At 72.2% G+C, this 2653-nt stretch carries 2 protein-coding genes; both read left to right on the top strand.

The genetic code is table 11. From position 1 onward, the window contains the following. Positions 1 to 926: hypothetical protein (locus tag B7767_RS46100; protein ID WP_085570489.1), on the top strand; the 926-nt coding region annotated here is incomplete at its 5' end. Between the two features lie 222 nt (positions 927 to 1148). Continuing rightward, the gene (locus B7767_RS01530; RefSeq protein WP_256923284.1) at positions 1149 to 2603 is read left to right on the top strand and encodes an FG-GAP-like repeat-containing protein; all 1455 of its coding nucleotides are present in this window, start codon (positions 1149 to 1151) and stop codon (positions 2601 to 2603) included. The last annotated feature ends 50 nt before the right edge of the window (positions 2604 to 2653 follow it).

Raw genomic sequence — 2653 nt, 5'->3', positions numbered from 1 at the left:
AGCCCCACCACCGCCACGACGACGACGCTGCCGCCGCCGAGCGGGCCAGGTCCCTCCTCGTTCCCGTCGCCGACCCGGAGCCCCGCGCCCCGGACGAGCCCGCCGTCGCGCCGGTCCTGCCCGGACGTCCCGTCGCCCACCGCCCCCAGGTGCGCGCCGTGGGCCCGCAGTCCGACGCGGAGGGCGGCGTCCCCTGCCCCTGGTGCTCCACCCTCAACCGCCCCGAACGGCACTACTGCTCCCGTTGCGCCATGTCGATGACCCGCGGCGAGGACACCCCGGGACGGCTGCCCTGGTGGCGCCGGGTGTTCGGCGCCCGGGACGCCGAGTCGGCCTGGGCGGGCGAGCGCCCGCGACTGCGCCGGGGCTTCGGCCACATCTGGAACTGGGTCGTCGCCGCCGTCGTCATCGGACTGGTCATCACCCTGATCGTGAACCTGGGCGCGATGATCCAGGCCACCCGCGACCACTTCGCCAAGCGGGCCCCGGTCGGCCCGTCCAGCGTCAAGGCGTCCCGCTCCTACTCCGAGCACGGCGCCCCCCTCGCCTTCGACAAGCTCAACAACACCTGGTGGGGCCCCGGCATCGCGCAGGCCGCCGAGGGCGAATGGCTGGAGGCCACCTTCGACCGGCCGACCCGTCTGCTGGACCTCGTGATCACCCCCGGCACCTCGACCAAGCCGGACCAGCTCTCGGCGTCGGCTCTCCCGCGTCAGCTCGACGCGCAGATCACCCTCGCCGACGGCAAGAAGATCACCCGCACCATCACCCTGGACCAGGGTGCCGGCGGCCAGCGCCGCAAGTTCCGGGTCGGCGAGGTGACCTCCGTGCGCTTCATCCTGCGCTCGGCCTACGGTGCCGACCCGAAGAAGCAGGTGGCGATCGCCGAGATCGAGTTCTTCGGCCCTTCGAGCAACAACACCTAGCGGCCACCGGGGTGGCTCCACGCCCACCCCGGCTTCACCGTTCCCTCATTCCTCCATTCCGTCATGTTCACGTACAACCCTCGGGTCCGCTCGGAGGTCTCTTGATCGGCGATCACCCGTGAACCGCAGGACAACTCAGGGCGAAACACGGGCAACACGGCGCCCCACGACCCGTGGCCGACCGTTCCCGGCGGCCGTCCCGCACACCGGCAGGAGACCTCCTTGCACAAGAACCTCCGCACCGCTCTCGCGACCGCCACCGCGGCCGCACTCACCGGCGGCCTGCTGGTCGCCATGGCCGGCCCGGCGTCCGCCGCCCCCTCGGGCATCGACAGCGACTTCAACGGTGACGGCTACCGGGACGTCGCCGTCACCGCCCCCCTCGCCTCCGTGAGCGGCAAGGGCAGCGCCGGTGCGGTGACGGTCCTCTACGGTTCCCCCCAGGGCGCCGGCGCGGGCAGGATCCAGACCCTCACCCAGGACAGCGCGGGCGTCCCCGGCGCCGCCGAGAAGGACGACCAGTTCGGCGCCCACACCGCCCCCGGCGACTTCAACGGTGACGGCTACGCCGACCTCGCCGTGGGCGCCCCGGGCGAGGACGCGGGCACCGACGCCAACGGCGGCACCGTCGTCATCCTGTGGGGCGGCTCCGGCGGCCTCTCCGGCGGCACCACCGTGTCCGACCCCACCCGCTCCATCCACGACTGGTTCGGCCAGGTGGTCGCCGCCGGCGACTACAACGGCGACGGCAAGGCCGACCTCGCGATCGCCTCGGACATCAACAAGATCGACATCTACCGCGGCGGATTCACCAAGTCCGGCTCCACCGGCGGCCGTTACACCATCACCGCGCCCATCCTGAAGGTCCCGGGCACCGACATCTTCAACCTCACCCCCGGCGACACCAACGCCGACGGCCGCACCGACCTGGTCGTCGACGGCTTCGAGGGCGACAGCGGGGGCGACTACTCGTACAACGCCAACTACTGGCTGCCCGGCTCCTCCTCCGGAGCCACCGCCACCGGCGCCCAGAAGCTCCCCGCCGGCGTCATCTCCGACATCGGCGACGTGAACGGCGACGGCTACGGCGACATCGTCATCGGCAACTCGTGGGACCCCAGCACGGAGACCCCGGGCACCGCCAAGGGCGGGTCGGTGGACGTCGTCTACGGCACGTCGTACGGCCCCGACGCCATCGAGCGCGTCAACCAGAACAGCGCCGGCGTCCCGGGCAGCAACGAGAACGGCGACAACTTCGGCTACGAGGTCTCCCTCGGCGACATCAACGGCGACGGCCACGACGACCTCGTCATCGGCGCGCCGGGCGAGGACCTGGGCGAGTTCGAGGACGCCGGCATGGTCACCGTGCTCTACGGCGGGGCCTCCGGCCTCCTGGAGACCGGCTCCCAGTCCCTGCACCAGGACACCCCGGGCGTCCCCGGCGGCAACGAGAAGGGCGACGGCTTCGGCGGCGAGGTCCTCCTCTCCGACGTCACCGGCGACGGAAAGGCCGACCTGACCGTCGGCCTGCCGTGGGAGAACGACTCCAACGGCTACGCCGTCACCTTCAACTCCGACGGCCTGAAGATCGACACCACCGGCCGCGGCATCGGCCTCGGCACCGCCGGGCTGTCGTCGGCGGGCTACCCGATGTTCGGCTTCCACGTCAACGGCTGACCGTTTCCGTTCCGGCCGCCACCGCGGGCCGGGACCGGCGCTCACCGCCG

This window comes from Streptomyces sp. 13-12-16, from assembly GCF_002114215.1.
In the GTDB taxonomy this organism is placed as follows: domain Bacteria; phylum Actinomycetota; class Actinomycetes; order Streptomycetales; family Streptomycetaceae; genus Streptomyces.
The sequence above is the reverse complement of the archived record's forward strand: the minus strand, read 5'-3'. Positions and strand labels throughout refer to the sequence as shown.